General features: G+C 69.5%; 20 protein-coding genes, 1 tRNA gene and 1 pseudogene. 5 read left to right on the top strand and 17 right to left on the bottom strand.

Annotated features, from left to right (window positions below; genetic code table 11):
* The 3 genes and pseudogenes from ABZ463_RS32425 to ABZ463_RS32415 all read right to left on the bottom strand — a co-directional run.
* Positions 1-141: pseudogene (locus ABZ463_RS32425) on the bottom strand (ATP-binding protein); the annotation flags it as partial.
* A gap of 116 nt (positions 142-257) precedes the next feature.
* On the bottom strand, positions 258-1427 hold the full coding sequence (locus tag ABZ463_RS32420; protein ID WP_352016142.1) for a family 2 encapsulin nanocompartment cargo protein polyprenyl transferase: 1170 nt from the start codon (positions 1425-1427) through the stop codon (positions 258-260).
* A 270-nt stretch (positions 1428-1697) separates the two neighbouring features.
* Positions 1698-3083: a family 2B encapsulin nanocompartment shell protein gene (locus tag ABZ463_RS32415; protein WP_352016141.1), complete on the bottom strand. Its 1386-nt coding sequence runs from the start codon at positions 3081-3083 to the stop codon at positions 1698-1700.
* 375 nt (positions 3084-3458) lie between these two features.
* Between ABZ463_RS32415 and ABZ463_RS32410 the strand changes: the two genes are divergently transcribed.
* On the top strand, positions 3459-4340 hold the full coding sequence (locus ABZ463_RS32410; RefSeq protein WP_362781879.1) for an NAD(+)/NADH kinase: 882 nt from the start codon (positions 3459-3461) through the stop codon (positions 4338-4340).
* 21 nt (positions 4341-4361) lie between these two features.
* On the opposite strand, the gene ABZ463_RS32405 is transcribed toward ABZ463_RS32410, so the two are convergent.
* The 6 genes from ABZ463_RS32405 to ABZ463_RS32380 all read right to left on the bottom strand — a co-directional run bounded on the left by ABZ463_RS32405 (position 4362) and on the right by ABZ463_RS32380 (position 12877).
* Positions 4362-5609 (bottom strand): hypothetical protein, encoded by a 1248-nt coding sequence (locus ABZ463_RS32405; protein WP_352016139.1) that lies wholly within the window; start codon positions 5607-5609, stop codon positions 4362-4364.
* Positions 5610-5845: 236 nt separating this feature from the next.
* Positions 5846-7429, bottom strand: a complete 1584-nt coding sequence (locus ABZ463_RS32400; RefSeq protein WP_352016138.1) for a glycosyl hydrolase family 18 protein — start codon at positions 7427-7429, stop codon at positions 5846-5848.
* A 221-nt stretch (positions 7430-7650) separates the two neighbouring features.
* Entirely contained in the window at positions 7651-9612 is a 1962-nt protein-coding gene (gene recQ / locus ABZ463_RS32395; RefSeq protein WP_352016137.1) for a DNA helicase RecQ, read from the bottom strand.
* A 60-nt stretch (positions 9613-9672) separates the two neighbouring features.
* Positions 9673-10779, bottom strand: a complete 1107-nt coding sequence (locus tag ABZ463_RS32390) for a serine hydrolase domain-containing protein (RefSeq protein WP_362781874.1) — start codon at positions 10777-10779, stop codon at positions 9673-9675.
* A gap of 72 nt (positions 10780-10851) precedes the next feature.
* Positions 10852-11862, bottom strand: a complete 1011-nt coding sequence (locus ABZ463_RS32385; protein ID WP_362781871.1) for an RNA polymerase subunit sigma-70 — start codon at positions 11860-11862, stop codon at positions 10852-10854.
* 157 nt (positions 11863-12019) lie between these two features.
* On the bottom strand, positions 12020-12877 hold the full coding sequence (locus ABZ463_RS32380; protein ID WP_362781868.1) for a hypothetical protein: 858 nt from the start codon (positions 12875-12877) through the stop codon (positions 12020-12022).
* Between the two features lie 424 nt (positions 12878-13301).
* Between ABZ463_RS32380 and ABZ463_RS32375 the strand changes: the two genes are divergently transcribed.
* On the top strand, positions 13302-14897 hold the full coding sequence (locus ABZ463_RS32375; RefSeq protein WP_362781865.1) for a M4 family metallopeptidase: 1596 nt from the start codon (positions 13302-13304) through the stop codon (positions 14895-14897).
* Between the two features lie 25 nt (positions 14898-14922).
* Here the strand turns inward: ABZ463_RS32375 and ABZ463_RS32370 are convergent, their stop codons facing one another.
* From ABZ463_RS32370 to ABZ463_RS32340, 7 genes are all read right to left on the bottom strand, one after another.
* The gene (locus ABZ463_RS32370; protein WP_362781862.1) at positions 14923-15192 is read right to left on the bottom strand and encodes a DUF6343 family protein; all 270 of its coding nucleotides are present in this window, start codon (positions 15190-15192) and stop codon (positions 14923-14925) included.
* Between the two features lie 241 nt (positions 15193-15433).
* Positions 15434-15505 (bottom strand) — tRNA-Val (locus ABZ463_RS32365).
* 34 nt (positions 15506-15539) lie between these two features.
* Positions 15540-16487 (bottom strand): ROK family protein, encoded by a 948-nt coding sequence (locus ABZ463_RS32360; RefSeq protein WP_352016395.1) that lies wholly within the window; start codon positions 16485-16487, stop codon positions 15540-15542.
* 111 nt (positions 16488-16598) lie between these two features.
* Positions 16599-16922, bottom strand: coding sequence for a hypothetical protein (locus tag ABZ463_RS32355; protein WP_362781858.1), 324 nt, complete (start codon positions 16920-16922; stop codon positions 16599-16601).
* A 58-nt stretch (positions 16923-16980) separates the two neighbouring features.
* Positions 16981-17439 carry a peroxiredoxin gene (locus ABZ463_RS32350; protein WP_362781855.1) on the bottom strand — a complete coding sequence of 153 codons (459 nt, stop codon included), beginning with the start codon at positions 17437-17439 and terminating at the stop codon, positions 16981-16983.
* 83 nt (positions 17440-17522) lie between these two features.
* A complete protein-coding gene (locus ABZ463_RS32345; RefSeq protein ID WP_352016392.1) occupies positions 17523-17951 on the bottom strand; it encodes a DUF3052 domain-containing protein in 429 nt (142 codons plus the stop codon).
* Between the two features lie 123 nt (positions 17952-18074).
* On the bottom strand, positions 18075-18482 hold the full coding sequence (locus tag ABZ463_RS32340) for a secondary thiamine-phosphate synthase enzyme YjbQ (protein ID WP_352016391.1): 408 nt from the start codon (positions 18480-18482) through the stop codon (positions 18075-18077).
* 324 nt (positions 18483-18806) lie between these two features.
* Between ABZ463_RS32340 and aceE the strand changes: the two genes are divergently transcribed.
* The 3 genes from aceE to ABZ463_RS32325 all read left to right on the top strand — a co-directional run bounded on the left by aceE (position 18807) and on the right by ABZ463_RS32325 (position 23684).
* Positions 18807-21554 (top strand): pyruvate dehydrogenase (acetyl-transferring), homodimeric type, encoded by a 2748-nt coding sequence (gene aceE / locus ABZ463_RS32335; protein WP_352016390.1) that lies wholly within the window; start codon positions 18807-18809, stop codon positions 21552-21554.
* A 100-nt stretch (positions 21555-21654) separates the two neighbouring features.
* A complete protein-coding gene (locus tag ABZ463_RS32330; protein WP_362781849.1) occupies positions 21655-23241 on the top strand; it encodes an alpha/beta fold hydrolase in 1587 nt (528 codons plus the stop codon).
* A 134-nt stretch (positions 23242-23375) separates the two neighbouring features.
* Complete coding sequence (locus ABZ463_RS32325; protein ID WP_352016388.1) at positions 23376-23684, top strand: metalloregulator ArsR/SmtB family transcription factor; 309 nt, start codon at positions 23376-23378, stop codon at positions 23682-23684.
* Between the two features lie 40 nt (positions 23685-23724).
* Here ABZ463_RS32325 and ABZ463_RS32320 read toward each other — a convergent pair whose 3' ends face one another.
* Positions 23725-24987, bottom strand: a complete 1263-nt coding sequence (locus ABZ463_RS32320; protein WP_362781845.1) for an amidohydrolase family protein — start codon at positions 24985-24987, stop codon at positions 23725-23727.
* Positions 24988-25041 lie beyond the last annotated feature (54 nt).

Here is a 25041-nt window from a genome sequence, read left to right as displayed (position 1 = left end):
CCCCAGCACCATGCCCAGGTGCTGGTTGATGTCGGCGTCGATCGCCACGACCGGCAGCCCCCGGCTCGCCACATAACGTGCGAACAGCGCCGACATGGTCGTCTTCCCACTGCCGCCCTTACCGACGAAAGCCACCCTCACGACGACGATCCAATCTGATCAGAACGCGTTGACTACGAACGTGCGATCAGGTTGCCATCGTCGGTCAATGCGGGCATACCCCGCACTTGACCATCATCCAGCGGTATGGCCGGGGGTCAGCGGTCGCGGCGGGTGACGAGCCGGGCGAGTGTCCTCAGCTCGGCGGCCGCCCGCGCGACGGGACGCGCCTCATGCAGGTGGCGCAGCGCTCCGGCCAGCAGTTCGTCGGCCTGCTCCTGGCTCCAGGCCCGCCCGCCGACGGCGTCGACGAGTTCGGCGGCGTGGGCCAGGTCGGTGTCGGTCAGCGGGTCTTCCTGGTGGTAGAGACCGGCCAGCTCACGCCCGGCGGGGGTCGGGGAGGCCAGCGCGGCCACCACGGGAAGCGATTTCTTACGGCTTCGCAGATCCGAGTAGACCGGTTTGCCGGTGACCTCGGGGTCGCCCCAGATGCCCAGCAGGTCGTCGACCAGCTGGAAGGCCAGTCCGAGGTCGGCCCCGAAGGAGCGCAGCCGTTCGACCTGCTCCGGGGTGCCGCCGCCGGACAGGGCGCCGAGCGCGCAGGCGCACCCCAGCAGGGCGCCCGTCTTGCCCGCCACCATGGCCAGGCACTCGGCCAGCTCGACGTCCTTGCGCCCCTCGAAGGCCACGTCCGCGCTCTGCCCCTCAAGCAGTTCCTGGATCGTGACCCCGAAGATCCGGGTCGCCTCCTGGACCGCCGGATGCCCGCCCGCGGACAGGGCGTCGTAGGCCAGCGCCAGCAGGGAGTCTCCGGCCAGGATCGCCGGGCTGACCCCGAAGACGCTCCAGGCCGTCGGCCTGTGCCTGCGGGTCCGGTCGCCGTCCATCACGTCGTCGTGCAGGAGGGAGAAGTTGTGCGCCAGCTCGACGGCGACCGCCGCGGGCAGCGCGGAGGCGGCGGTTCCGCCGACCGCCTCCGCGGCCAGCAGGACGAGCGCGGGCCGGATCGCCTTGCCGCTGTCGGCCTGGGTCGGTCGGCCGTGCTCGTCCCACCAGCCGAAGTGGTAGCCGGAGATGTGCCGCATCGACGGGGGCAGCGTGTCGATCGCGGAGCGAAGGGCCGGCTCCACCGTGTCACGGCTCCAGCGGAGCACCTCGCCCGCCGTACGCCCCTCTCCTGCCTGTCCGGCGGCCGGGTCCCGCCTGGTGGCCGTCCCCGCCGACGGTCGCCGCCCGGTGACCACCGGCCGTTCCCCGGTGACGGACCCGGTCAGATCTGGCATGTCGGCCGTGGTGTCCGCCGTCTGGCCCCTGTCAACCGCCGTCATGTCTTCACGCCCTCGTAGCGGTCGGTCATGAGGTCGAACTCCTCATCTGGCGTGTCCGGGTGGGTGTGCGCGTGGAAACCCGCCCTTCATGGCGCCGAACGCGCGCGGGTCCCGGGTGAGCATGCCCGCCCGGTAACACCCGTATTCGGATGCTACCGGCCTGCACACCCATTTCTCGATATGCGTGAGCGCCATTCTCCGACGAGCTTCTCGGCTCCACGGACACGACAGGAAGAAAACCGGGAGCTCGAAAGACCGCGTGTCCGGTTCTCAGTGCCCGAGTTCGACGTCTTCCAGGATTCCGAGGGCGTCGGGAACCAGAACCGCGACGGAGTAGTAGGCGCTGACCAGGTAGGAGATAATCGCCTTCTCGTTGATGCCCATGAAACGGACCGACAGGCTGGGCTGGTACTCGTCCGGGATGCCCGTCTGGTGCAGGCCGACGACTCCCTGGTCGTCCTCGCCGGTCCTCAGCGCGAGGATCGACGTGGTGCGGCTGCCGGTGATCGGGATCTTGTTGCAGGGGAAGATCGGGACGCCTCGCCAGGCCGGGACGGTGTGCCCGCCGAACTCGGCGCCGATGGGGTAGATCCCCCGGCGGGTGCACTCCTGGCCGAAGGCGGCGATGGCGCGCGGGTGCGCGAGGAAGAACTGCGTCCTCCTGCGGCGGCTGAGCAGCTCGTCGAGGTCGTCCGGGGTGGGCGGGCCGGTCCGGGTGTGGATGCGCTGCTTGAGGTCGGCGTTGTGCAGCAACCCGAACTCGGTGTTGTTGATCATCTCGTGCTCCTGCCGCTCGCGCAGGGCCTCGATGGTCAGCCTGAGCTGCTGCTCGACCTGGTCCATGGGGTCGTTGTAGAGGTCGGCGACCCTGGTGTGCACCCGCAGCACGGTCTGGGCGACGCTGAGCTGGTACTCACGGGGGGCCAGCTCGTACTCGACGAACGTGCCCGGCAGGTCGGGCTCACCGCTGTGCCCGGCGGCCAGCTCGATGGCGGCCTCGCCGTACTTGTTCTGCGGGCCCTTCGGGGCCGTCTCGAATTGACGCAGATGGCCGCGGAGCGCCTCGGAACGGTCGGCGATCTCGCGGAAGGCGTCCCCGGGCAGGACCAGAACCGTGCCCGCGGTGATGGCCCTGACCGTGAACTCCCAGTCGCCCCGCTGCCCGGTCAGCGTCTCGTCGCCGAAGTGGTCGCCCCCGGCCAGCACGGTCAGGACGACCTCGTCACCGTACGGCCCCGCGCCGACCTTGTTGACCTTGCCGTGCGCGACGAGCACCACCTCGTCGGCGGGTTGGCCCGCCTGGACCAGCACGTCCCCCGCGGAGAAGTCCCGCTGGGTGAAGCGCTCGGCGAGCGCCTGCAGCACCTCGGAGTCGTCGAAGTCGCGCAGTGAGGGCAGCTCACGCAGCTCAGCGGGCACGACCCGCACCTCGGAGCCGGTGCTGGTGAAGCTCACCCGCCCGTCGCCGAGTGTGTAGCTGAGGCGCCGGTTGACCCGGTAGGTGCCACCGGAGACCTGTACCCACGGCAGCATGCGCAGCAGCCACCGCGAGGAGATCTCCTGCATCTGCGGAACCGTCTTGGTCGTCGTCGCGAGATTTCGCGCCGCCTCCGTACCGAGGCTCAGCTGCGACCTTCCGGGATCGAGCTCCGTCACAACACACCATCCATCCGTGTCGGATCGAAAAGGGCCGGGGACCTGAATCAGAGAAAAGAGAGCGAGGGGATTGACCGCGATCGAATTCGCAGCGCCATTCCACCCCCTGACACGGGGGATCAGACACAGGCCGCCATCGCGGAGCGCTCCAATCCTGATGGTTCGTTAAATAGGTTGTCAAGCATTAAACATCATTCGGTGAAATACAAAAATCGCCATTGTCGGAAAATTCGGATCGAACGGCTATAACGGAATTTTTGGGTTGAACTATAAGTCATCATGCCCTGTATACACATAAGTGATCTTTTACAGGCCGCCGAGGACCCCCGGGCGGGCGGCGGCATGACGCGCCGCACAGCGCCGTACAGTGGCGAGATGGGCATGGTCGAAACGGTCGGACTGGTCCTGCATCCGCGCCGCGACTCGAAGACGGCCATCGACACCGTCATCGGGTGGGCGCGCGGGCGCGGCGTCACGGTGCTCGGCCTGCCGGAGGAGGTCGGGCGCATCGACTGCAGCGCGGTCGCGGTGGACGCCGAGACGCTCGTCGGCCGGGCGGACCTGCTCGTCAGCCTGGGCGGCGACGGCACCATGCTGCGCACCATGCGCCTCATCGCGGGCCGGCCGACCCCCGTCCTCGGGGTGAACCTGGGCAGGCTGGGCTTCCTGGCCGAGATCGACGTCGACGGGCTGCCCAGGGCGCTGTCGGCCATCGACGGCCACCGTCACACCGTCGAGCCCCGCATGGCGGTCCAGGCCTCGCTGCCGGGGACCGGCACGGTGACCGCGTTCAACGACGTCGCCCTGGTGCGCATCCCCGGTGACGGGCTGTCGGCGGTCGCGGTCTCCGTCGAGGGGCACCCCTTCGTCCGGTACGCCGCCGACGCCGTCATCGTCGCCACCTCGACGGGATCGACCGCCTACAGCTTCTCCGCGGGAGGCCCCATCGTCTCCCCCACGGTCGAGGGGTTCCTCGTCGTACCGGCCGCCGCCCACTCGTCGTTCAGCCGGGCCATGGTGCTCTCCGCCGACGAGGAGGTCACCCTGGAACTGCTCCCGGCGAGCGGCACACTGGCCGTCGAGGTGGACGGCGCGGTCGCGGGCCATCTGGCGCCGGGAGACCGGCTCACCGTCACCGCGCTGCGCGCCGCCGCCTGGGTCGTACGGCTCGGCGACACGACCTTCTACGAGCGTGCCCGGCGCAAGCTCCGCGTCAACGGCAGCGCGGAGGTCGAGGAGCGGGACTCACCGGTGTGACCGGCGGTCCCGCCCCGGTTCTCAGCCATGGGATGAGCCGTTGACGGTGAGGACGCGTTCCTGCTGGGTCTCGATCGCCGGGAAGGTGCCGGTGTCGACGATCCCGTGCTCCCTGAAGGCGGCCTCGATCAGCGCGTGAGCGCGGGGCTCCAGCTTCCACAGAGCGCGGTACTCACGGGCGGTGGCCAGCGAGATGCCGATCTCGTGAGCGATGTCGGACGCCCTGGGGACGAACTTGCGCTCGATCTGCTTGTCCCAGTACTCCCTGGCGGCGCGCAGCAGGGCGGCGCGCTGGGCGGTGTCCACGACAGGGGGCGGCGAGTCGAGCATCTCGACCTCGCCCTCGTCGTCGTCGTCCATCGCCGCCGCGGGCAGCGCGTGCGTCAGGCGCGGCGGCTCCTCGGCCTCGGGGGCCCACGGGACCGGCGGCGTCAGGTCGATCAGGGCGGAGGTGTTGTAGAGCGCCCCGATCTGGGACAGCAGCGCCTCCTGGCGGGTGCTGTCGACCGCCAGGCCGGTGTGCTCGACGGCCCGGTCCATCGCCTTGTCCAGCTTGGTGAGCGCGCCGCGCATCTTCCTGTCCGAGGCTCCCGCCTCACGCAGGGCGCGGGCGCGCTTGGCGGCCAGCGCGACCCTGGTCAGCCGCCGGTGGGCGTCCACCTCGCTGGCCGTACGGTCGCTGACCTCGGCGAGACCGACGCGGACCAGCATGCGCTCGGGGGTGAGCCGCCAGTTGATGCGGTGCCGCCCCGTGATGCGGTGCCGTTCGATCGCCATGCCCCGTTCCCACAGCCAGGCGGCGACCAGCGGGGCCGCCAGGCGGAAGACGGCCTCGGCGAGACTGCGGGCGTCCATGCTGGACAGCACCGCCGACAGGCCGGTGAGCGTCCACACCGCGATGCCGTCGATGCCCGCGGAGTAGTTCTCCCGCATGTTACGGCGGGCCCGCACCGCGCTGGTGATCACCGCGACCTCGATGAACGCGAAGAGCAGCAGCCTCAGCGGGCCGTCGAAGCCGAGCACGTCGCCGGAGAAGCGCCACATGCCCTGGGCGGACACGCCGGTGGCGATGCTGGCTGCCACGATGGTGAGGATGTCCTCGGCCGGACGGGGCGCGACGTAACGGTGGAAGAACTGGTTCGCGGCCCGGTAGAGGGCTCTGGCCGCGAGGTAGGCCACGCCGAGGAGTGCTAGGCCGATCACGCAGATGATGACCGTTACGACCGGTTTATCCGACGCGAAGGCGGTGATTTCGTCGATGGGGGGCATCTCACTCACTGTCCGTCAGTCTCGATCTCCGACAGGATATGAACGCGATCATTCCAGAATGTCGGCAGCTTGTTCGCCAAACAGAGGCCTACATCCGTGACGAGATCGAACGAGAGTGACGTTCGCGGCGTGTGTGGGGCCTCTCGCCCCCTGGAGGCCACTCCCTGCCGTGACAGCCCGAACAGGCGAAAGGCCGCCCCCGGACGAGAAGTCCGGAGACGGCCCTCAAGGACCGGTCAGCGGCCCTGCAGTGCCTTGACGTTGTCGCCGAAGCTCCAGCTCCTCGACCCGTCCCAGTTGATGGACCAGGTCATCAGGCCCTTGAGCTGGCCGTTGAAGGCATTCCAGCTCTGGGAGACCAGGGAGGGAGACATGTAGCCGCCTCCGGCGCCGGCCTGCGCGGGCAGACCGGGAACCTGCTTGTCGTAGGGAACCTTGATCGTGGTGCCCTGGATGACCAGACCGTTGTTCAGGCAGGTGGTCTGGGCGGTGAAGCCCTGGACCGTGCCCGCGGAGTAGGAGTCACCGGAGCAGCCGTACATGCTGCCGTTGTAGTACTGCATGTTCAGCCACCACAGGCGGCCGTTGTCCGCGTACTTCTTGATGATCGGCAGGTAGGCGCCCCAGATGGAGCCGTACGTCACGCTTCCGCCGGTCACGTAGGCCGTCTCGGGAGCCATGGTGAGGCCGAAGTTGGAGGGCATCTGGGCGAGCACGCCGTCGATGATGCGGATGAGGTTGGACTGCGAGGCCGACAGCTGGTTGATGTTGCCGCTGCCGGACAGACCGGTCTCGATGTCGATGTCGATGCCGTCGAAGTTGTACTTCTTCAGGATCGGCACGACGGTCGCGACGAACTTGTCGGCGACGGAGCTGGAGCTGAGGTCGATGCCGGCGGTCGCGCCGCCGATCGACATCAGGATCGTGGCGCCCGCGGCCTTGGCGTCGCACATCTCAGCCGGGGTGGAGACCTTGACGGTGGCGTCCATCCCGTCCTCCCACAGCACGGTGCCGTCGGAGAGGATGACCGGGAACGCGGCGTTGATCACGTTGTAGCCGTGCTGCTTGATGCGGGGGTCGTTGATCGGCGTCCAGCCGAACGGCGGGTGCACGCCGTTGATGGCGCCGTCCCAGTTCTCCCAGTAGCCCTGGATGACCTTGCCCGCGGGCCGCGACTTCACCGCGCAGGTGCTGCCGGTGGGCGTGACGGTCGGGGTCACGGTGGGCGTGACGGTGGGGGTCACCGTCGGGGTGACGGTCGGGGTCACGGTCGGGGTGACCGTGGGCGTGACGGTCGGGGTGACGGTCGGCGTCACCGTCGGGGTGGGCGTCGGTCCGGGCGGGCCGTCGACGCTGACGTCGTCGACGTAGTAGGTGCCCTGGCCGTACCAGCCGTGCAGGAAGACCACCGCGGTGGTCTGGTTGGCGCCGGTGGTGAGGGACACGCTGAGCTTCGTGTACGACGACGCGGAGGCGGTCCAGGTGGAGGAGCCGCCGTTGACGCCGAGGTAGACGTAGTTGCCGCGCACCCAGGCGCTGACCACGTAGGTCGAGTTCGGCTTGACCGTCACGGTCTGGCTGCACTGGGCGGTGTCCGAGCCGCTGGCCGCGCCGGCGAGCGCGCCGTTACCGGAGTGGACCGGGGTGCTGACCACCGAGCCGAGCCCGCCGGTGCAGGACCACGGCGCGACGGAGCCGGCCTCGAAGTCCGGGTTCACGACGACGTTGTCCGCCTGGGCCGACGTCTGCGTGATGAGGACACCTACCACTGCCAGCAGGAATGACACTGCCAGCGCCAGTAGGCGGGGGGTTCGCTTCATGGGGGGTGACCCTTCTGTCGCCCGGCACGACAAGTCGCCGGGCATTGACGACGCGGCGGGTTACGGGCCGCGTTGGTGGGGGTTGCGAACAACAGGTACAACGAAACCGAATTATCGAGACAAATTCTGCCAATGTCTACGAAAAGTTCTATTTCGGCACTGATGACTTCATTTCGGCGCTGTTGACAAGCCGTTCCCCCACCGTGGTGAAGTGCCCTCCGTCAGGCCTCCTCCGCCCCCTCGGTTTCCCCCTCCTCGGGCTCCCCCGGCTCCCCCGGTTCCTCCGGCTCCCCGGCGAGGACCTCCAGGATCTCCTGGCCGTACTTGGCCAGCTTGTTCTCGCCGACACCGCTGACCGTGCCCAGTTCCGCCAGGCTCGACGGCGTCCCGGCCGCGATCTCCCGCAGGGTCGCGTCGTGGAAGATCACGTACGCGGGCACCCCCTGCTCCCTGGCCGTGGCCGCACGCCAGGCGCGAAGCCGTTCGAACACCGGCACCGCCTCCTCGGGCAGGTCCGCCTGGGTCATCCGGCGGGACTTCGCGCCCTTGGCCCGCGTCTCTCCCCGGGCCCCCTCGGTCTCCGTCCGCGTCTGCCGCTGGGGCTGGGGCTGGCGCCGCATCATGACCTGCCGCCTGCGCCCGAGCACCTCCGAGCTTGCCTCGGTCAGCAGCAGCGTGCCGTAGTCGCCCTCGACCGTCAGCAACCCCTGGGCCAGCAGCTGCCGTACCACGCCACGCCACTCGGCCTCGCCGAACTCGGTGCCGATGCCGAACACCGTCAGCGAGTCGTGGTTGTGCTGGAGCACCTTGGGCGTCCGCCTGCCCAGCAGGATGTCCACGATCTGCCCGGCGCCGAACTTCTGGCGCCGCTCCCGCACGAGCCTGAACACGGTGGACAGGACCTTCTGCGCGGCGACCGTGCCGTCCCACGCCTCGGGCGGCGACAGGCAGGTGTCGCAGTTGCCGCACGGCTCGCCTCGCTGGCCGAAGTAGTCGAGCAGGCGCACCCTGCGGCACTGCACGGTCTCGCAGAGCGCCAGCATCGCCTCAAGGTGGGTGCCCAGGCGCCTGCGGTGCGCGTCGTCACCCTCCGAGGTGTCGATCAGCTTGCGCTGCTGCACGACGTCCTGCAGGCCGTAGGCCAGCCAGGCGGTCGAGGGCAGGCCGTCCCGCCCGGCCCTGCCGGTCTCCTGGTAGTAGCCCTCGACCGACTTGGGCAGGTCGAGATGGGCGACGAAACGCACGTCCGGCTTGTCGATGCCCATCCCGAAGGCGATGGTCGCGACCATGACCATGCCGTCCTCCCGCAGGAAGCGCGCCTGGTTCTCCGCCCTGGTCCGCGCGTCGAGCCCGGCGTGGTACGGCAGCGCCTGGACGCCGTTGTCCGTCAGGAACTCGGCGATCTTCTCGACGGAGGACCGCGACAGGCAGTAGACGATGCCCGCGTCACCGGGGTGCTCGGTGCGGATGAGCCGCAGCAACTGCCGCCTCGGCTCGTTCTTCGGCTCGATGCGGTACTGGATGTTCGGGCGGTCGAAGCTCGCCACGAAGTGGCGGGCCTGACCGAGGTTCAGCCGGGAGGCGATCTCGGCGTGGGTCGCCGGGGTCGCGGTCGCGGTCAGCGCGATGCGGGGCACGTCGGGCCAGCGCTCGTGCAGCGTGGACAGGGCCAGGTAGTCGGGCCGGAAGTCGTGCCCCCACTGGGCCACGCAGTGCGCCTCGTCGATGGCGAACAACGAGATCTTGCCCCGGTCGAGCAGCCTCAGCGTCGTCTCGACCCGCAGGCGCTCCGGCGCCAGGTAGAGCAGGTCGAGTTCGCCCGCCAGGAAGGCCGACTCGACCGCGGCGCGTTCGTCGAAGTCCTGCGTGGAGTTGAGGAAACCCGCCCGCACCCCGAGGGCCGTCAGGGCGTCGACCTGGTCCTGCATGAGCGCGATGAGCGGCGAGACGACGACGCCGACGCCCTGCCGTACGAGGGCGGGGATCTGGTAGCACAGGGACTTGCCGCCGCCGGTCGGCATCAGCACGAGGGCGTCGCCACCCCCGACGACGTGCTCGATGATCTCCTGCTGCCCCTGCCGGAACGAGGCGTACCCGAAGACACGCCGCAGCGTCTGTGCCGCCTCGCTCTCCCAGGCCTCGTCCTGCGGGTGATGGTCAGGACCGTTCTCGGAGGTGGGCACCGCGCCATTGTATGAGGACACAGTGCCCACACCGGTGGGAACCGGAGAACGACCCCTCGGTCAGGCGTGACCGAGGACGACCGTGGCGATCCGTTCGACGGCGCCGAAGTCACCGGCCGAGATCCGGTTCTTCATCACGCCGACGCTGAGGCCCGTCGCGGTGTCGGCGAAGGCCGCGGTCCCTCCGCTGCCCGCCATTCCGAACAGCGTCGGCGCGGCCACGGCCGGGGTCAGGCCGATCGAGTAGCCCAGCCCCCAGCTGGCCGGGGCGCCGGTCACCTCGTCCACGCCCGTCGTCGCCGGGGATGACAGCTCGCGGAGCCGCTGCGGGGAGACCAGCTCCCCGCCGAGTAGCGCGTCGTACATACGGGCGACCGCGCGGGCCGTCATCGTGGCCCCTGCGGGGATGTCGGAGCTCAGCACGTCGGCCCGGTTGCTGAAGGCCGCGTCGGGCATCGCGGCGAGGGGCGCCGCCGTGTAACCGTCGACCACCCTGAAGAACGGGATCTGGGCCAGTGTCTCGGCGGGCAGCTCCATCGGGGGTCCCGCCTCCTCGATCCTGGCCAGCCTGCCCAGCTCGGAGGCGGGAACGCCGAAGAACAGCTCGCCGGCCACCCCGAGCGGTTCCGTGAGCTCCTCGCGGAGCACCTGTGAGACGGGCTTTCCCGTGACCCGGCGCACGACCTCACCGAGGATGTAGCCGTAGGTCTGTGGGTGGTAGCCCGACCTGGTTCCCGGCTCCCACCACGGGGTGGCGCCGGCGACGGCCGCGCACATCCGGTCCCAGTCGCACAGGTCCTCCGGTGTGGTGCCGACCGGCACCCCGGGGACACCGGTCGCGTGCGTCAGGGCGTGCCGTACGGTCGCCTTCTCCTTGCCGTGGGCGGCGAACTCGGGCCACACGTCCGCGATCGGGGTGTCGTAGTCGACGACCCCGCGCTCGGCCAGCACGTGCACGAGCGTCGCGGTCACCCCCTTGCCCGTCGAGGTGGCGTAGACCGGGGTGTCCGGGGTGAGGAGACGGCCGGTCTCCGGGTCGGCCACGCCGGAGACGACGTCGGCCAGGAGTTCGCCGTGGCGGTAGACGGCGACCTGCACACCGCGTTCGGCCCCCGACTCGACGAGTTCGTCCGCGACGGCCTGCACGTCCCGCTGAAGATCGGTCATGGTTGTTCCTTCCTCGATTGCTCCCCCGTATGACGAGGGCCGCGCGAAAAAGGAATCGGTCCCCTCCCCGGGTCAGAGCGAGGACGGTAGGCCGAACCTGGGGAAGACCCCGTCCCCGTAGGTGGTGATCTGGGTGACCAGGCCGTCCTCGACACGCAGGACGCCCATCCAGGAGGGCGAGAAGACCGTCTCGCCCGGTCTGCGGAGATACGCGGCGGCGGCAGGCTGCCGGTTGGCCCGGGTGGCGACCACCCGCCAGTCGCCCCACGCCTCCGGACCGACCATCGCGGGCGTCCACGACGCCAGAAAGGCCGTACGGCCGAGCAGCCAGATCGGGGCGGGCGGCATCGTCTGCCACACGTCGGCCCTCAGCACCTCGGCCAGGGCGGACGGGTCGGCCTTCTCCAGGGCCTCGACGTAGCGCCGCAGAACCGCCTGGTCCTCGGGTACCGACTCGGCGGGGGCGGTCCAGTCGAGGCGCCGTGCGGGCAGGTGCTCCCTGAGCACCGGCCTGGCACGCTGCAGGGCGCTCTTGACCGCCGCGACGGTCAGCTCAAGCGAGACCGCGGTCTCCTGCGCCGACCAGCCGAGCACGTCGCGCAGGATCAGCACCGCCCGCTGCCTGGGCGGCAGGTGCTGGATCGCGACGAGGAAGGCCAGCTCGATCGTCTCGCGGTCCACGACCTCCTCGGCCGCGTCCAGCAGCGTGTCGGGATAGGGCTGCAGCCACGGCACGGCGCCCGAGACGGGCGGCTCAAGTCCCGGATCCGCCTCGATCGCGGGTGCGGGGCGCGGCTGCGGGTGTCGCGGATGCGCCCTGAGGTGGTCCAGGCAGACGTTGGTCGCGATCCGGTACAGCCAGGCGCGCAGCCCGCTCTCCTCGCGGAGCGTCCCACGCCCGCGCCAGGCCCGCAGGAACGTCTCCTGCACCAGGTCCTCGGCATCGTCGAAGGAGCCGAGCATGCGGTAGCAGTGCACGTGCAGTTCACGCCGGTGCTCCTGCATCCGCTCGGCGAAGCCGTCCGCCCCCGTCGTCGTCAGGCCTCTCGGGCCGGGGGCCATGGGAGCACCGGTGCCGGTCATGAGCGGGATTCTAGGCGGCCACGACGGCCGCGGCGGAACCGCCGCCGCGACCGTCGTGGCTTCCCTTTCCGAGCCCGGAGAGCTTCCGGGTCCGGAGAGCTTCCGGGTCCGGAGAGCTTCCGGATTTAGGGAGCCTTCCGGGGCCGGGGAGCCGGGATCAGGAGCCGGGCGCGGGGATCGGGGACTGCGGGAGCGGAGGCTCCGTCACCGTGGCGGTCGGCTCGGGGCCGGGGGTGGTCGGAAGGTCCGTGGGTGTCTCAGTGGGTGCCGTCGTGGGTGTCTCGGTAGGCGTCTCAGTGGGAGGCGCGGTGGGCGTCTCGGTCGGGAGCGCCGTGGGAGACGCCGTCGGCGTCGGGCAGAGGGCGGGGGTGTGCCGCCTGTCGCCCAGCCGCCACAGCGGAGACGACCACCAGTTCCCACGCCAGAGCTTCCTGCTCGGCCGTGACAGGTCGAAGACGTGGGCGGCCGTGGCCGTCTCACCCGTGGCCGTCGCGGTCACCGAAATCCAGTCCCCCTGCCTGATTTCGTTGCCCCGCCTGCCCGCGTAGACCTTGGTGGAGTCGTCGATCGCGTACACCTTCTCGAAGCCGTCCTGGCTTCGCACGGTGACCGAGTCCTCCGTCAACGTGGTCGCCTCTCCCGTCTGGGAGAGCACCGTGAATCCGCAGCCGTCCTTCGCCGGCAGGACGAACTCCCCGTGCAGGACCTGCGGGAAGGCCACCCGGGGGACCTTGGGCGCCGGGGCGGCGGTCGGGAGGCCGGTCGGGGTCGGGGACGGGGGCGGGGGTGGCGTCGGAGTCAGAGTCGGAGTCGAGGTGGGGATGTCGGTCGGCAGAGGCTGGGTCGCCGTGGGCGTCGGCGTCTCCGGCCCCGTGGGAGCGGGGGCGGGCGACGCCGAGGCCACGGCTCCCCCGACGCCCCCCGACGCCACCAGCACGACGGCGGCAGCGAGACTCAGCGAGCGCGGAACGCGCCGCCGTGTCTCATCTGGTCTGTCATCGTTCGTTGGCTTCACGTGTCCTCCATCGGACTTGACGGGAAGTGCTTCCACCGGCCCCACCGGGGACGGGCACGGCGGAGCACGGCCTTCCCCGATGAGGCGTGAGGAGACTTCCCTCTCTCATCCGCTCATATCGCCCCAAATCCCAATCGACCCTCCGAACCCAGCGTTCTCCCAGGTCATCCCACTCATGCAAAATATTGATAAATCAGGAAATCGGAACTTCCTCCAACGGGAGGCCGGAACGTGACATGCTCGACGGGGGCGGTGCGCCCATGTTTCACACGAGCCGCTTCCCATAATTCGGCCACCCTTTTTCCGGGGCCGGCTATACGACAAAAATATGGGAATTCATGGGGTTCTGCTCTTCGGCAACCGATGTCACCGTTGGGGCAGCCCTGGCCGGCCACGGCTCCTTGCGGACAAGGAGTCACAGCGAATGAACCCTAGAGCCCCCAAAGTCAAGGTGGGAGCGACCGCTTTCGTGACGGTCGTCGCCATGGGCACGTCGGCGTTGGCCGGTCTTCCCGCGCGGGCCGCGCCCGACGCCCGATCGAGCGACGCGCAGGCCCCGTCCGCGTTCGCGCCGCCCGGAGCCGAGGCACGTGAACGCGCGGCCTCGGGCGTGGCGAGGATCCTGGCGGAGCGGGCCGGGGAACTGCGCGTGGGGCCGGGAGACGCCTTCGAGCCTCCCGTGATCACATCCGGTGTGCGGGGCCTGCAGTACCTGCTGTACCGGCGCACCCACCACGGGCTGCCGGTGTACGGCGGCGACGTGATCGCCTCCGCCGACAGCGGCGGCACCACCGTCGGCCCCGTGACCACCGGCCAGCAGGTCTCGCTGGAGGGCGTCGGCACCGTGGCCAGGATCAGCGCCGGCGACGCGGCCTCCGTCGCCAGGGCCCAGGGCAGGGCCGTACGCGAGGTGGGCACGCCCCGCCTGCTGGTCCACGCCACGACCACGCGTCCCCGGCTCGCCTGGGAGGTGGCCGTCACCGGCGGCACGGAACAGGCCCCCGAGGTGCTGCGCGTCTTCGTCGACGCGCTCGACGCGAGTGTCATCGGCACCCACGACCAGGTCAGGTACGGCCTCGGCAACAGCTTCTACAACGGCAACCCGGTGACCATCCAGACCACGGGCTCGGGCGGCTCCTTTGTCATGCGGGACCCGACCCGTCCCGGGCTGGCCTGTGGCGGCCAGAACGGCACCCCCTACTCCAAGTCCGTCGACACCTGGGGCAACGGGACGGGCACCAACCTGGAGACCGCCTGCGTCGACGTGCTGTTCGCGGCGCAGAAGGAATGGGACATGCTGCGTACCTGGCTGGGACGCGACGGCCTCGACGGCGCAGGTCACGCCTTCCCGGCGCGCGTCGGTCTCAACCAGGTCAACGCCTACTGGAACGGCTCATACATCTCCCTGGGCCACAACCAGTCCAACACCCGGCAGGCCGCCTCGCTCGATCTGGTCGGGCACGAGTACGGTCACGCCGTCTACCAGCACTCGGGCTCCGACGACGGCGGCACCCCCGAGGCCCTGTCGCTCAGCGAGTCGTCAGGCGACATCTTCGGCGCGGCGACCGAGCACTACGTCAACCACGCGCCGCCCCTGGACCCGCCCAACTACCTGATCGGCGAGGATCTGGGCTTCGGCCCTGAGGCGGTCCACAACATGTACAACCCCTCCCTGCAGGGTGAGCCCAACTGCTACACCGCGCTCTCCACGAGTCCCGGGCCGCAGGATCACTGGTTCTACCTGCTCGCCGAGGGGACCAGCCCGCAGAACGGCCCCCCGAGCCCGGTCTGCGGCGGCCCGACTCCGCTGACCGGCATCGGCATCCGCAAGGCCACGGAGATCTTCTACAGCGGCCTGCAGTACAAGACCGCTCCCTGGACCTACGCCAAGGCGCGCATGGCGACCCTCAGAGCCGCCAAGGCTCTCTATCCGAAGAGCTGCGCCGAGTACAACGCGACCAAGGCCGCCTGGACCGCCATCTCCGTCCCCGCCCAGCGTGGCGAGCCCGGCTGCCTCTGACGTCCGCCGGCCGTTCGAACGCCGATCATTCGAACAAGGTGTGCCCGTCGCCGCGCCGGTGGCGGCGGCGGGCCACCACGACCAGGTCGATCAGCGCGACCAACGCCAGCACGGCCAGCACGATCGTCGGCCAGGTCAGCCCCGCCGTACCGGCCAGGAACGCGAACACCCCGCAGACGACCAGCCCGAAGGTCGCCAGCGCCATCCTCAGGTTGAGCGCGCTGCGCGGCCGTTCCCCGGTCGGGGAGATCTCCGACCAGATCCTGCTCGGTCTGGCTTCGGGTTCTTTCCTCATGACGGCTGGACCTCTTCGGATCGCCTCTCGCCCCGTCAACCCCAGAACACGACGGAACGGTCAAAAAGGCCCTTCCCCCTCTTGTCCCTCCTACCCACACCGCCAGGAGTCAAGGGGCCATGGCGGCTCGCCCTAGGAGAACGACGTCCGGCAGGCGAGTGGTGCATGAGCGATGTGGCCAAGGCGTCAGACGACATCAATGAAAAGACCCTGACCCTTGGTGCGGGTCAGGGTCTCGCTGTGGGCACTACTGGGTTCGAACCAGTGACATCTCGCTTGTAAGGCGAGCGCTCTACCGCTGAGCTAAGCGCCCCGGGAAATCCCGTCCGGATGGACGGGATAACACCTTACGCCACCGGAGGGGACTTCAGCACATCAAGCGACCACGTGGTGCCCGCCTCAGCCCACCCGGCCGCGCGCCAGCCGAGCAGGGCCGCGCCGAGCATGCCCGCGTTGACCCCGAGGGTGGCCGCGCGCAGCGGGGGCGCGGCGCGGAAGGCCAGGCGTTTGCCGAGCCGTTCGGCCAGCGGTACGGCCAGCAGGTCCCCGGATTCGGCCAGGCCGCCGCCGAGGACGATCGCCTCGGGGTCGAGCAGGAGGGTGTAGGTGGCCAGGGCCAGGGACAGCGCCTCGACGGCGTCGTCCCACACCGCGACCGCCACCGGGTCGCCCGAGGCGATCAGCGCGGCCACCTGCTTGGCGGTCGTCTGCGAACCGGACCTGGCCGAGTAGCGGCGGCCGATGGCCGAGGCGGAGGCGTAGGTCTCCAGGCAGCCGATCTGGCCGCAGGCGCAGGGCTCCCCGTCGGGGAAGACCGGGATGTGCCCGATCTCGCCGCCCCACCCCACGCTGCCGCCGTACGGCTCGCCGTGCAGGACGACCGCTCCCGCGATGCCGGTCCCGATGGGCAGGAACAGGAAGTCGGAGATCTCACGGCCCGCGCCGAGAACGCTCTCCCCGAGGCCACCGGTGCGCACGTCGTGCCCGAGCATCACCGGCACGTCGAGCGGGACGAAGTCCTCGGCGCTGACGTCGCGCCAGCCGATGTTCGCCGAGTAGAGCGCCTTCTGCGGGGTGACCAGCCCCGGTACGGCCAGGCCGACCCCGGCGGGCTCGCCGCCGCCCGCGACGGCGAGGTCGTCGATGAAGGAGCGGATCGACTGGACGACCGCCGCCGGGCCCCTCTCACGCGGGGTGTCACGCCGCTCGCTGAAGGCGATCTCGCCCGAGCGGGTGACGACGCCTCCCTTCATGGACGTGCCACCGACGTCAAGGGCCACAACGAAGGAGCTCATGCGCGCATCCAGCAGGTCGAAGGAAGGGGTCCGAGCCTGACCATAGTGCATGGCAATAACGCCACATGACTACAGATGCCCACAAATGCGCTTAAAGCAGATTTATGAGCACTAATGAACTCGCCCCAGGACCCGGTTGAGCGCGGCCTCGACCTCGTCGGCCAGTTCCTTCGACAGGCCGGACGGGCGGGGCGGGAGCGCTCCTTCCCCGGCCGCGGCCGGACGCACCGCCCCGCAGGAGCGGCACTCGACCTCGCCGAGCCTGCAGATGAGCGCGGCGGAGCCACATGAGGAGCACGTGTCGAGTTCGAGGTCGTGCGTACGCTGACAGTCCGGGCAGACGAGGACCTGGGCCTCCCCGCGCACCCCGCGCTTCCACGGACTGGCGCCGCGGACGGGGTCGGTCTGCCTGGCCCCGCAGGAGAAGCAGGGCATGATCGCCTCCGAGGGTCGTGGACCGCGGGCGCCACATGGACGCCCGCGGGCTCACCGCTTAGGAAAGGTCGGCGAGCACCCTGAGGTACTCGGCGATGTCTCGCGCCTGAGGGATGGGGTTCACGACGCTCCAGCGGACCACGCCCTCGCCGTCGATGACGAAGGTGCCACGCGTCGCGATGCCCTTCTCCTCGTCGAACACACCGTACGCCTGCGCGACCTGCCCGTGCGGCCAGAAATCGGAGAGCAGCGGGAAGGTGTACCCCTCCTGGTCGGCCCAGGCCCGGTGGGTGAACACGGAGTCGACCGAGACCGTGAGCACCTGGACGTCCTCGGGCGCGTTGGCGATGAACTCGTCACGGAGGGCGCAGAGCTCGCCGTGGCAGACACCGCTGAACGCGAGGGGGTAGAAGATCAGCACGACCTTTTTACCCCGGTGATCCGAAAGCTTGACCGGGGTGCCGTGCTGGTCCTTCAGCGCGAAGTCCGGAGCCGGGGAGCCCACATCCACCGTCATGGCCAAAGGTCCTTTCATCGGATGACAATCAGGACCATCATCCTGCCGTACGGCTCGCCGCGAGCCGTACGGCAGGGCGAACCCTATCGACGCGCCTTCGGTGTGACCAGCCTCGTCCCCGACCAGTCGGGAGCAGCGCTGATGCTGCTCGTCTGCGACAGGCCCGCCGTCGTGGCGTCCTCCCCGATGTCGCTGGGCTCCACATGCCCGTCACGACCGGCTTTGGGAGTGAGCAGCCAGATCTGGCCGCCGTCGCTCAGATTGGTCACCACACCGCTCAGGGCGTCGAACAGATCGCCGTCACCGTCGCGCCACCACAGCAGCACGACGTCGACGACGTCCTCGAAGTCTTCATCAACCAGCTCGTTGCCGGTCAGCTCCTCGATGGAGTCGCGCAGATCGTCGTCGGCGTCCTCGTCCCAGCCGACCTCCTGCACCACCTGACCCTGCTTGAGACCGAGCCGTTCGGCCAGGCTGCGTTCGCCCTGCGCCTGACCAGCGGTCGCGCTCACGTTTTTCCCTCCTACTTGAATGGCCCCGCAGCTACACGGCGCTCAGAGTGCTTCGGCACAGTCCACACGCTGTGACCCTCGGTCGTCAACGGTCGCCACGGCAACGACTGGGCTACGTATGAATTAGTCCGACAAAAATGACAAACGGACCTGGCGTTCCCGATTGTCGACGTTGAGGTCCACCAGAGCGATGGACTGCCAGGTGCCCAGCGCGAGCCGTCCGGCCAGGACCGGGACGGTCGCGTACGGCGGAATGAGAGCGGGCATGACATGTGAACGTCCATGCCCCTTCGAGCCGTGCGCATGCCTCCACCTGTCGTCGGCGGGGAGCAGGTCCTCCAACGCGGCGAGCAGGTCGTCGTCGCTGCCGGAGCCGAGCTCGATCAGCGCGACACCGGCGGTCGCGTGCGGGACGAAGACGTGCAGCAGCCCGTCACCCCCGCACGAGCGGACGAAGCCCTCGCATTCCTGGGTGATGTCGTGCACCCTCTGCCGGGAACCCGTCACCACCTCGATCGTCATGGATCTCACATACCGATCCTACGATCCACGCTGAGCTGCGACGACGGTCGAACGCCCGGGAAGGGGGCGTATCGCCTAGCGCGAACGTCCCCGTCTGCCCATCCCTCGAAAGAACGGTGTGTTCCGCGTCTCCCGGACCGTTACGGCGGCCCCAGGCCCATGTACCCTTTGGGGACAATTCGTCCTACCATCGGTGGTCTACTCCACTTATGGGCCCCTGCCAGCAGGGTCTTCCTGGTTACCGGTCAGTAGAGATGCACTTTCCGGGGTAAGCGACCAGGATGGAAGACGACCTACACCAGACAAAAGTCCATCCTCGGAAGGCGAGACCCAGTGGCTTCCGGACGCCAGCGTTTCTCGGTTATCAGCGACGGCCTACCCAGCCAGCTCCCTGATGTCGACCCAAGCGAGACCCAGGAGTGGCTCGAGTCGCTCGACAACGTCGTCAAGACGGAAGGTCGCACTCGTGCCCGTTATCTGATGCTTCGCCTACTGGAGCGGGCCCGCGAACATCAGGTCGGGGTGCCCGGCCTGCGCAGCACCGACTACATCAACACCATTCCTCCCGAGCGGGAGCCGTGGTTCCCCGGCGACGAGTACGTCGAGCGCAGAATCCGCGCATACATCCGATGGAACGCGGCCGTCATGGTGACGCGCGCGAACGCCCGGACCAACGTCGGCGGGCACATCGCCACCTACGCCTCCGCGGCCTCGCTGTACGAGGTGGGCTTCAACCACTTCTTCCGTGGCAAGGACCACGGCGAGTCCGGCGACCAGGTCTTCATCCAGGGCCACGCCGCGCCCGGCATCTACGCCCGCGCCTTCCTTGAGGGCCGCCTCAACGAGGCCCAGCTCGACGCCTTCAGGCAGGAGCGCTCGCACGGCTTCAGGGGCCTGCCCTCCTATCCTCATCCGCGCCTGATGCCGGACTTCTGGGAGTTCCCGACGGTCTCCATGGGTCTCGGCCCGATCGCCGCGATCTACCAGGCCCGGTTCAACCGCTATCTTCTGAACCGGAAGATCAAGGACACCAGCCGCAGCCACGTGTGGTGTTATCTCGGCGACGGCGAGATGGACGAGCCCGAGTCGCTCGGCGCGATCGGTCTGGCCGCCCGTGAGGAGCTGGACAACCTCACCTTCGTCATCAACTGCAACCTGCAGCGCCTCGACGGCCCGGTACGCGGCAACGGCAAGATCATCCAGGAGCTGGAGTCCTACTTCAGGGGCGCCGGCTGGAACGTCATCAAGGTCGTGTGGGGCCGTGACTGGGACCCGCTGCTGGCCGCCGACGTCGACGGCGTGCTGGTCAACAAGATGAACACCGTCCCCGACGGCCAGTTCCAGACCTACTCCGTCGAGAGCGGCGAGTACATCCGCGAGGACTTCTTCGGCGGCGACCCGCGCCTGCGCAAGATGGTCGAGCACCTGTCCGACGAGGACATCCGCAAGCTGTCCCGCGGCGGCCACGACTACCGCAAGGTGTACGCGGCCTACAAGGCGGCGCGTGAGCACGTCGGCCAGCCTACGGTCATCCTCGCCCAGACCATCAAGGGCTGGACGCTCGGCAAGGACTTCGAGGCGCGTAACGCCACGCACCAGATGAAGAAGATGTCCAAGGCCGACCTGAAGGAGTTCCGCGACCGGCTCTACCTGCCGATCCCGGACTCCGCGCTCGAAGGCGACCTTCCGCCCTACTTCCACCCGGGCGAGAACGACCCCGAGATCCAGTACATGATGGAGCGGCGCGCGGCCCTGGGCGGCTTCCTGCCCAAGCGCGTCGTCCGCGCCAAGCCGATCACCCTGCCGGGCGACGCGGCCTACGCGCAGCTCAAGAAGGGCTCCGGCAAACAGAACGTCGCCACGACCATGGCGTTCGTCCGGCTGCTCAAGGACCTGATGCGCGACAAGGAGATCGGCCACCGGTTCGTGCCGATCATCCCGGACGAGGCCCGCACCTTCGGTCTCGACGCGATCTTCCCGACCGCCAAGATCTACTCGCCGCACGGCCAGACCTACGACCCGGTCGACCGCGAGCTGCTGCTGTCCTACAAGGAGTCGACCGAGGGTCAGATCCTGCACGAGGGCATCAGCGAGTCGGGGTCGATGGCCTCGACCCTCGCCGTCAGCACGGCGTACGCCACGCACGGCGAGCACATGATCCCGATCTACATCTTCTACTCGATGTTCGGCTGGCAGCGCACCGCCGACCAGATGTGGCAGCTGGGCGACCAGATGGGCCGGGGCTTCCTGCTCGGCGCGACCGCGGGCCGTACCACCCTGAACGGCGAGGGCCTGCAGCACGAGGACGGCCACACCCCGCTGACCGCCTCGACGAACCCGGCTGCGGTCTCCTACGACCCGTCGTGGGCCTTCGAGGTCGCCCACATCGTCCAGGACGGCCTGCGCAGGATGTACGGCGAGCAGCCGGAGAACATCTTCTACTACCTGACCGTCTACAACGAGCCCTACGCCCAGCCCGCGGAGCCCGCGGGGGTGGACGTCCAGGGTCTGCTCAAGGGTCTGTACCGCTTCGCCCCGGCCCCGGCCTCCAACGGCCCGAAGGCCAACATCCTGGCCTCCGGTGTCGCGGGCCCGTGGGCGCTGGAGGCCCAGCGGATGCTGGCCGAGGAGTGGGGCGTCGCGGCCGAGGTCTGGTCCGCGACCTCCTGGACGGAGCTGCGCCGCGAGGCGCTGTCCGTCGAGGAGCACAACCTGCTCAACCCCGACTCCGAGCAGCGCGTGCCGTACGTCACCAAGGTGCTCTCCGCGGTCGAGGGGCCGTTCGTCGGCGTCAGCGACTACATGCGGGCGGTGCCCGACCAGATCGCCCAGTGGGTCCCCGGTGACTGGGCCTCGCTCGGCACCGACGGCTTCGGCCTGTCGGACACCCGTTCCGCGCTGCGCCGCCACTTCCACGTGGACGCCGCCTCGATCACGCTGGCCGTTCTCACCCAGCTGGTCAAGCGTGGCGAGCTCGACGGGCGGGTGCTGAAGGAGGCCGTCGCCAAGTACCACCTGAGGAACGGCGTCACCGAGGCCGGTGGCGTCGAGAGCAACGACACGCAGTCCATGGGACTGTGACCTGATCACCCCGCCGGGCGGGTCCTTCTTCGGAGGGCCTCGCCCGGTTAGGGTGGAATCGCTTCCCCCGGCGAACGATCTGACCCGAGGGGGGCGCCCAATGCGAAGAATTCTGACCGCCGCCACTGCGGCGACGGCCCTTTCCGCCGCGCTGACCGCCTGCGGCAGCGCCAACGGGCCCGGCGGCTACGGGGCCGTGGCGAACATCTCCGACCCGAGTCCCAGCCCGGTCCCGCCCTGGTCGCCCGGCACGAGCTCACCGTCCGGCACGGCGAACCCCACCGGAATCGCCTGGGGCCCCTGCACCGACATCAGGCGCCCGGACGGCGCGACCCCCCGGCCCGACCCCAGGTTCCAGTGCGGACGGCTGCAGATCCCGCTGGACTACGGCAAACCGGACGGCGACAAGCTGGACATGGCGGTGATCCGCGTCCAGGCGACCGAACCCGGCAGGCGGCTCGGCTCCCTGGTGTTCAACTTCGGTGGTCCCGGCGCGTCCGGCATCGACACCATGGCCCAGTCGTACAAGATCTTCAGCAGCCTGAACACCAGATACGACCTGGTCAGCTTCGACCCACGGGGGGTCGAGCGCACCGGGGGCGTCAGGTGCGGCACCGACAGGGACATGGACCACTACCTGGCCATGGACACCGTGGCCACCAACCAGGCGGAGCGGACCAGGCAGAACGAGACCATCAAGGCCTTCGTGAACGCCTGCGAACGGACCTCGGGCAAGGTTCTGCCGTACGTCGGCACGGTCAACGCCGCCCGCGACATGGACAGGCTCCGCGCGGCCCTCGGCGAGAGGCGACTCGACTACTTCGGCATCTCGTACGGCACGCAGCTCGGCGCGGTCTACGCGACGCTGTTCCCCAAGAAGGTGCACCGCTTCATCCTCGACGGGCCGCTCGACCCGAGCGTCACCCTGGAGCAGCGCTCACTGGCCCAGACGACCGCCTTCCAGCACTCCTACGACTCCTTCCTGAGGAACTGCATCAAGGGACCCGGCGAATGCGAGGCGGGGCCGGACGTCGCGGGCGCGAACAAGAACGTCAAGGCCTTCCTCGACGACCTGCGGATCAACCCGCTGCCCGTCGGCGACCGCAAGCTCACCCAGGGCCTGGCCGTGACCGGCATCGCCGCGGCGCTGTACTCCGACCTGACCTGGCCGCTGCTCGAACAGGGATTCGGCCGTGGCTTCAAGGGCGACGGCCGGATCCTGCTGTATCTGGCGGACGCCTACAACGCCCGCATGCCCGACGGCTCCTACTCGACGATCATGAGCAGCTTCCCCGCCATCACCTGCGTGGACACCTCCGAGCGGCCGACCCGGGAGCAGCTCGACAGGACCGAGAAGGCCTCCCTGGAGATCTCCCCGCTGTTCGGCGGCTCGGGAATGGGCGCCCTGTGCGCGGCGTGGCCCGTGCCCGGCAGCGACGAGGCCAGGCGGGTGGACGCCACGGGCTCGGCCCCGATCGTGGTCGTCGGCGGCACCGGGGACCCCGCGACGCCGTACGAGTGGGCACCGAAGCTGGTCTCCCAGCTCAAGACCGGTGTGCTGGTCACCTACAAGGGCGAGGGGCACGGCGCCTACCTGTCCGGCGACTCGTGCGTCAAGCGGGTCACCGACGGCTACCTGCTCGACGGGAAGGTCCCCGAGAACGGCACCACCTGCCCCTCTTCGTGATCCCAGAAGGGACATCGACCGGGAAAACCCCTACGGAGTTACCGGAAGGATTCTGTAGGTGACAAATGGTTTGACATTCCCTCAACTGTGCTATCTCGGCACTAGGATGGATCCGTGAAGGTGCGGGTGAACTGATGCGCGAGCCATGGCATCCCGCTGCGGATGACATCAAGCTGGCCGAGGTCATGCACGCGCTGGCCGATCCGGTGCGGCTTGAGATCCTGGCGAGACTCGCCAGGAGCGAGGGTGAGAACTGCGGGGAGATCGGCAGTGGCATCGACGTGCACAAGTCCACGATGTCCCACCACTATCGGGTCCTGCGGGAGGCCGGGGTCACCCTGACCACCATGGACGGCCGCTCACGCCTGGTCAGGTTGCGGCGTGACGACCTGAACACGCGCTTCCCCGGCCTGCTCGACTCGGTGCTGAACGCGCTGCGCTGAGCGGTCGGCCGGGCGCCCGGGGTCCCAGGCCGGAAGCGTTTCAGGCCGGGGTCGGGGTGCCCGCGGCCCGCGCGATCCGCGCCGCCGAGCGGGACACCGCGTCGAGCGCCCCGCGCGTGCCGGCGCGCAGCAGCCGCCCGTCCCGCTTCATGACGCGGCCCGCCACGATCACGGTGTCCACGTTGGCCGGCCCCGCGGCGGTCACCACGGCGCCGACCGGGTCGTGGACCGGCGCGAGGCCGAGGTCCCCGGCGCGGAGCATGACGACGTCGGCCTGCCTCCCCGGCCGCAGCGAGCCGATCAGGCCGTCCATGCCGAGTACGGCGGCCCCCTCGACGGTGGCCATCCGCAGCACCTCGGCGGCGGTGAGCGATCCTCCCCTGGCCCGCTCGGCGGCGAACGCGGCGCGCATCACGGCGAACATGTCGCCCGGCGTTGCGGTGACCGTGTCGACGCCCAGCCCGGTCGTGACGCCGAAGCCGCGGAACCTGCCTGTCTCCGGCAGGCCGTGCCCCATCTGGGACTCGACGGCCGGGGCGACGGAGGCGACGCCGCCGCTGTCCGCGATGAGCCCCATCGCCTCGTCGGTGAAGCCGTTGCCGTGCACGAACATCACGTCGGGCCCGAGGAGCCCCTCGCGGTGCAGCCACTCGACGGTCCCGGTCCCGGTGGCGTGCACACTGATCTGGAGGCCGAGTTCGCGGGCCAGCAGCCAGTCGGCCCTGGCCGCCTCCGCGGGGCCGTAGACGGGCCCGAGCGCCGCCAGGGCCGGGGTCACCAGGGCGGGCAGGCTCAGCCCGGCGATCCGCCGCACCTCCGCCCGCCGGCGCGGGTCGCTCCCGGCTCCGGGAGGGGCGTAGCCGAAGACGCAGCGGATTCCCGACCCGGCCAGGGCGTCGAGCGCGGCGTCGGTGTGACCGGGGGTGATCTGGATGTGCGACCAGTCGTAGACGGTGGTGGTCCCGGAGTCGAGCGCCTCAAGCGCGCCCCACAGGTTGGCCGCGTGGACGTCCTCGGCCAGGAACACGGGGCCGAGCCTGCCCAGCACGAGGTCGAGGTAGTCCCCCAGCGTGGTGTCGGCCGCGATCGAACGCAGGACGCTCTGCCACATGTGCCGGTGCGTGTCGACGAGGCCGGGCAGCACGATCATGCCCGTCGCGTCGAGGACCTGGGCGTCCTCCGCTGCCAGGTTCGCCCCGACGGCGGCTATCACCCCGTCCTCGATGAGGACGTCCGCGTCGGGCAGGACGCGCACCTCGGGGTCGGTGTCGACGACGGTTCCGCCGGCGATGAGCATGCGCATGGAACATCTCCCTACCAAGAAAGCAATCAGAAAAGCTTTCTCAAAAGCTATCAG

Origin of the sequence: Streptosporangium sp. NPDC020145 (assembly GCF_040631275.1) — a bacterium.
GTDB lineage: Bacteria > Actinomycetota > Actinomycetes > Streptosporangiales > Streptosporangiaceae > Streptosporangium.
This window is presented reverse-complemented; position numbering and strand designations above follow the sequence as displayed.